Consider the following 5,353-nt stretch of genomic DNA (forward strand, 5'->3'; position numbering starts at 1 on the left):
TTGAAAGAGATCGTTCAAGTCGGTCGCGGTCAAGTCTCCTGCTGGAATTAAAATTTTAGTACCACCAAGCCCGGCAAGAATGAACCTCGCGTTACCGTTTGAAGTTTGCTCGTCTAAAATCAGAACCGACTGGGAAGTGTTGTTCTCGAAATGATCAATCGCATACCCGCTGTTAGTCGGATCAAACTTAGAAACGTCGGTGTCCGTGAAGGTTGCTAAATTCAAAACATCGAATGCAGTTCCGTTTGTATTCTTCAAACCAAAAAACTGATTCGTATTTCCTTGTTTTTTGTAAAAGAGAACCTCGTCTTTTGTGTTGTTCGTGTAACGATCCGGTTTTCCTCCCAAGAGGGTAGTAACTCCGGTTGTCTCCGGGTTGAAAGTGGTGTTGACCCTTTCTGCAAATGTGGTTCCTCGTTTTAAGTCCCATGCGTTTGCTTTTCTGTCAAAGATCAAAAGTTCGGGAGAAGCGGAACAATCGTCCGCGGTAAAACATCCCGGAAATACAAGTTCTCCTTTTTGGAAGTTTAAATTTCCGTCATATTTGTAGTTCAGTAAAATCGTCTTCGTGTTGTTAGACGCTACAAAACTGGCCTTTCTTGTTTCGATTTTGACTTCGTCCTTGGGAAGTGGGGTTTGCATGATTCTTTCCGGATCGGGTCCGTAGTTCATGTCGCTGTATACTAGTGGATAGGGTTTAGAAGTCAGTGGATAGGGCGGCTCCGCTTCGCGGACCGGGCTCTCGGCTCCAGTCAATAAATTGCATGCAAAAAACGTTATACAAAGTATCGCTCTCAGTTTCAATTTATTGACTCCGCCTCCATCCCTTCCGCGGCGATCCATAGAGAGCCGCGGAATTGAGTTTCCTCCGCTTCGTGGGTCTATGTTATTTCTTTTCTTCTTTTAGATCTCTCTGACTCGAAAGAAAATCGTTTTCAAAGAACGCGCTTTTAATCTCTTCGCACCGCCGGTGCAGTGAAGCTTAAAGACAATGAAACACAAAAAAATTACAACCCTTACTTCGCATATTGTAAAGAGTAACGTCTTAGCAATGATTGTCAAGAAAATTGAAGGAATGGTAATAAAACTTTAAAGTTTCAAATATATTTCATTCGATAATCATTGTATATCTCAAAGAAGGACCTAACGTTTGTTTTACGAGATTTCTCTCTTTTTCAATTGCATCTTTCTTTTCCATTTTCTTTGTAATATTCGAAAAGAATCCCAAAACACCGCTCGAATTTTGTTTCTTAAATCTCAGCTCGTCGCTTACAAACGAAGGAAAAAGAAATTTCATACAAAACCCTTTGAGAGATTGTGAAACTTGTTTTCCTTTCGTATATCGATCGGGATTGGAGAGAACATTTGATTCTTGTTTCTCCGGAAACACTTCTCGAATGGAGAAACAACAAACTCAGGATCTTTTGGGCTATGCTTTCGAAACGAAAAAAACCGGGAAGACCTTCCGCTCCCTGGAATATCATCAAACTGATTCGTAAAGTAGCCAAAGAGAACAAAGTCTGGGGAGCGACGAAACTTCACGGTTTGCTTTTGAAACTCGGTCATACTATTTGTGAAAGAACGGTTTTGAAATACATGCCCAAACGTCCTACCAATCCTAAGAAACGGCTTTCTTGGAAAGAGTTTTACTCTTTGCATGCGGACGCTATGATTGTTTCCGATACGTTTACCGTTTACTCTTCCAATTTCAAAGAAATCTTTCGAGTTGCTTTCTTTCTTCACGTTGGTTCGAGACAAATCCTTCATTTTGATCTTCATACAAACCCGACTACAAAATGGATGCGGAAAGTTTTGAAGTTTGCGATTCGTAAACAAATTCAAGCGGGAAAGAAAACGCGTTATTTTCTTTCGGACAACGATTCCATTTTCGGAAAACGTTTTACGAAATATTTGGAGAGAATCGGCATCAAACACAAAAAGACTTCGTTTCATTCTCCTTGGCAAAACTGTTACGCTGAACGTGGGTAAAGACGTGTAGAAATGAGTTTTTGGATTTCTTCATTCCGCTCAACCAATATCACTTGGAAAAGAAGTTGGAAGAGTTCATTCATTTTTACAATCATTATCGCACTCATTTGGCCCTGAACAAAGACAGTCCTGTTTCTTCTCAGGTTTTAATACGCCCTTCGAATGGTTGCGTGAAACTCGTTTCCACTCCCGTTCTCGGCGGACTTTATCACATGTATTCTTACAAAAACGTAGCCTAACGCGGTTTTCATGTTTTTATCGTTTTAAAAGCCCGTCTTTTCGGGAAAGGCTTTCTACATTATCGTCTTACGTTCTACCTTAAATTACCTCTAAAATTCGTTATATTCATGATTCCGTAAGTTGCTTTGTCTCTTTATTTCTTTGTTTTTGTTCTCGTAATTGGCCCAATTTTGTCTTCTCCTCTGTTATCTTAGTTGAGGGCTCTGCTATTTTAATTTTTGCGAGGCTCAGCAACCTCTTCTCACCGTCATTTATGAAGTAGTTTCTTCCCACGAAATTCTCCGAAGGGCCTCAAGTGAATAGTGTTTAGGAATCAGTGGATAGGGCGGCTCCGCTTCGCGGACCGGGTTCTCGGCTCCAGTCAATAAATTGCATGCAAAAAACGTTATACAAAGTATCGCCTTCATTCCCAATTTATTGACTACGCCTCCATCCCTTCCGCGGCGATCCATAGAGAGCCGCGGAATTGAGTTTCCTCCGCGTTGTGAGTCTATGTTTCACTGTTGTTTTTGTTGGAGCGCATTTTAGTTTTCGAGTGGCTCAGGCTTAAAGCCGGCACACTCATTCGTTCTCACTTAATAAACGAATTATTTCTTTTCCTCTTTTTTCAGATAATTTTATAGTTAATTCTGGGTTGGCTAATTCATGAACGATGTCTTGCAATAGGACCTTCTTTGGTAAGTCAAAAGTAATATCTTCTCGTCCTTCAATAAGGTTTGCCCATTCTTCTATATCGTAACTAGTTAAATTTCCATCTAAATAGCGCTGAATTACTTTACGAAGATGTTCGCAATTCAATTCAGCGCATGGCTCTTCATAATCCCATGCAAAAGATTTTAATGAATTTTTGAGTTTTTCAGTTGAGTCCTCAAAATTAATAAGTTTTAGAATTGTTGCATGCCTATTGTCCATTAAGTGTCATTCCTTTTATTTTATCTTTGACATGCTCAATTGTTCCATTTGGTCGATATGTTGTCTTAGTATATTGTTGTGTTTTGCCGCTAATATCAATTTGCTTTTCATAAATAGCTTTCCACCCGGGTGTCTTTCCAGCGGAAGTGGCCTGAACGGCTATACCGTCATTAGGTAGTTTATGTAAGTTGACATTTCCCTTCGAATTTGCAGGGATTTTGTCCATAAACCTGTCAATATTCTTTTGTTGAGCAACATTTGGCGTTAGCTCTTTTGTTCTAGTATCTTTCCCCACACCACCCGCGGTAGCAAGCCCCGCGGCTTCTGCAAGTCCAGTCCCCAGCCCACCGAGAATACCATAAGCACGACCAACGCCAACAGAATCATTGTAACCGTCTTTGTAAGCTTTGGATTTACCTTTTAGATCAGATTTTTCTAATGCTTGTCCATCGGATTGGGTATTGTGTCCTTGAGTCGGAGAAGCCCAGCCGGAAGTGCGAGCATAACCTTGATTGTAACCTTTTTGAGAACCCGCTTGATATTCTTTAGCAGCAGCTTCGACTTTACCTTTGTCTTTTAAATCATATTTATTAGCAATTTCAGCTTGGTATTTTGTATCGTTAGGATTTCGATTTCCCGGCAATAAGCCATCTCTGGGTGGACCATATCCGGTAAGAGGAACTTCGTGCCCAGTCGGATCTTTCGCGCCAATCGGATTCCCCTTCACATACGAGAATCGGTTCCAACCTTGGGTGTCAAATTCCCCGTCAATAATCGTATCCGCACTCGTAAACCTAGCAATCGCCGGGTCATAGAACCTCGCATTGAAAAAGAAAAACCCCGACTCACGATCCAACTCCTGCGAGTTGAATTTCGGAGCAAAGTTCGAGTCCCCCCGTTGAACAAAGGTCTCCCCGTACGGCTGAAACTGAATCTGAGAAAGCGAATTTCCTTCGTCGTCTAACACGTGCGAGACGGAATCGACTTGATCGGTGAGGAAGTAGGCAAGAGCGCCGACTTCGTTTAACGCAGCGATCCGAACTCCGTTCAAGAACACGTTATTCACGCTTGAAATAACGTTCTCGGCTTCGATGAACTCCAGACCAAAAAACTTGTTCGGATACAAGATTTCAACGTTCGCAAAAACATTGTTCTTCTGTTCTAACGAAGACTTGCGAATCCGAAACCCGCCATCGTCATACCAGTAAGAACCCACAGTCGAGTTGTTCCCGTCTTGAATCTGAACAATTCTGTCTTGCGAATCCACGCTGATCCGTTTGGTCAAGTCCTTCACATTGTCCCTTTGACGAGTCAAGTTCCCATTGGCATCATACGACATCGTGAGGGCATCGTTCCCGGATTTACTCGAATCAATGTTCGTGACTTGGTGATTGGAATAAACATAACTCCATTCGTCGGAGATCGCACCACTCGCGGGATCATGAAACCGTTTGGAAGTTAAGTTTCCGTTCTTTGCATACGAAAAAGATTGTCTGAAGTTTCTACGGAAATTGTCGGGCTCGACGTAACTCCCACTAGCGTAAGTTAAACGACCCAAACCATCGTAGTCGTAGACGTATTGAGTGTTGAAGTCGCTCGTAGAGTTTGCGATATTTGTAATGTTGTTGTTAGGATTGAAGGAATAAACGACGTCTTGCAGAACCTTGTTGTTACCGTTCACATCCCCGGAAGAATTCAGACGAATCATTCTCCCCTTGACGTCGTAGTTGTAGGATGTAGAAATCCCGTTCCCCAGAGTCAGACTTGCAGTCTGACCAAACTCGTTGTAGGAAATGTTTTCGACAATGTCCTTGTTGCAAAATCCCGGTAAAATTCCGTTCGTATTGACTTGCACACTGATGCCAGAGATGTAACCCGCAGAACCATATTCGTAACAAGCACGCATTCTACCGTGAGAGATCGGATGTTCGGGGTAATCAATTTTGGTTACACGACCCAGTAAATCATATTTCGTTTCCGTAATGTAAGGACCTTGGGTTTCCGAGGGAAGAGGGTTCCCTGCGGACGTTGCAAGGATTGTGCGAGTTTCTTTTTTCACCCGACCGAGTTTGTCGTATGAAAAAGTTTTGTTTTGGTTGGAATCTTCGACTCGGACGAGTTTTCCGAGTGCGTTTTCTGTTCCCGGAAAGGAATCATACGAATACTGAATATTCCCTTCTGGGATATTTTTGAGGCTGATCCGACCGATTCC

At 42.2% G+C, this 5,353-nt stretch carries 4 protein-coding genes and 3 pseudogenes; 1 reads left to right on the forward strand and 6 read right to left on the reverse strand.

All coding sequences use genetic code 11. The annotated features are described in order from the left end of the window. Together LEP1GSC194_RS15085 and LEP1GSC194_RS23170 are read right to left on the reverse strand one after the other, a co-directional pair. A pseudogene (locus tag LEP1GSC194_RS15085) lies at positions 1–843 on the reverse strand (hypothetical protein); the annotation flags it as partial. 265 nt (positions 844–1,108) lie between these two features. Then, complete coding sequence (locus tag LEP1GSC194_RS23170) at positions 1,109–1,297, reverse strand: hypothetical protein (protein WP_036043228.1); 189 nt, start codon at positions 1,295–1,297, stop codon at positions 1,109–1,111. Between LEP1GSC194_RS23170 and LEP1GSC194_RS15095 the strand changes: the two are divergent. Continuing rightward, positions 1,211–2,228, forward strand: a pseudogene (locus LEP1GSC194_RS15095) (integrase core domain-containing protein). The gene LEP1GSC194_RS23170 and the pseudogene LEP1GSC194_RS15095 sit on opposite strands and share 87 nt — an antisense overlap. A gap of 106 nt (positions 2,229–2,334) precedes the next feature. Here LEP1GSC194_RS15095 and LEP1GSC194_RS22385 read toward each other — a convergent pair. From LEP1GSC194_RS22385 to LEP1GSC194_RS15105, 4 genes and pseudogenes are all read right to left on the reverse strand, one after another. Next, complete coding sequence (locus LEP1GSC194_RS22385; RefSeq protein WP_017808878.1) at positions 2,335–2,502, reverse strand: hypothetical protein; 168 nt, start codon at positions 2,500–2,502, stop codon at positions 2,335–2,337. A gap of 17 nt (positions 2,503–2,519) precedes the next feature. After that, positions 2,520–2,642, reverse strand: a pseudogene (locus tag LEP1GSC194_RS23175) (RHS repeat domain-containing protein); the annotation flags it as partial. 148 nt (positions 2,643–2,790) lie between these two features. Beyond that, on the reverse strand, positions 2,791–3,141 hold the full coding sequence (locus LEP1GSC194_RS15100; protein WP_017808879.1) for a hypothetical protein: 351 nt from the start codon (positions 3,139–3,141) through the stop codon (positions 2,791–2,793). After that, on the reverse strand, positions 3,131–5,353 hold a 2,223-nt coding region (locus tag LEP1GSC194_RS15105; RefSeq protein WP_020774404.1), incomplete at its 5' end, for an RHS repeat domain-containing protein. The genes LEP1GSC194_RS15105 and LEP1GSC194_RS15100, both read right to left, overlap by 11 nt.

Origin of the sequence: Leptospira alstonii serovar Sichuan str. 79601, from assembly GCF_000347175.1 — a bacterium.
Taxonomy (GTDB): Bacteria; Spirochaetota; Leptospiria; order Leptospirales; family Leptospiraceae; genus Leptospira; species Leptospira alstonii.

Excerpts from the sequence above, each read along its gene's own strand:
- LEP1GSC194_RS23170 (WP_036043228.1), bottom strand. The coding sequence starts at position 1,297 with ATGAAATTTCTTTTTCCTTCGTTTGTAAGCGACGAGCTGAGATTTAAG.
- LEP1GSC194_RS15100 (WP_017808879.1), bottom strand. The coding sequence starts at position 3,141 with ATGGACAATAGGCATGCAACAATTCTAAAACTTATTAATTTTGAGGAC.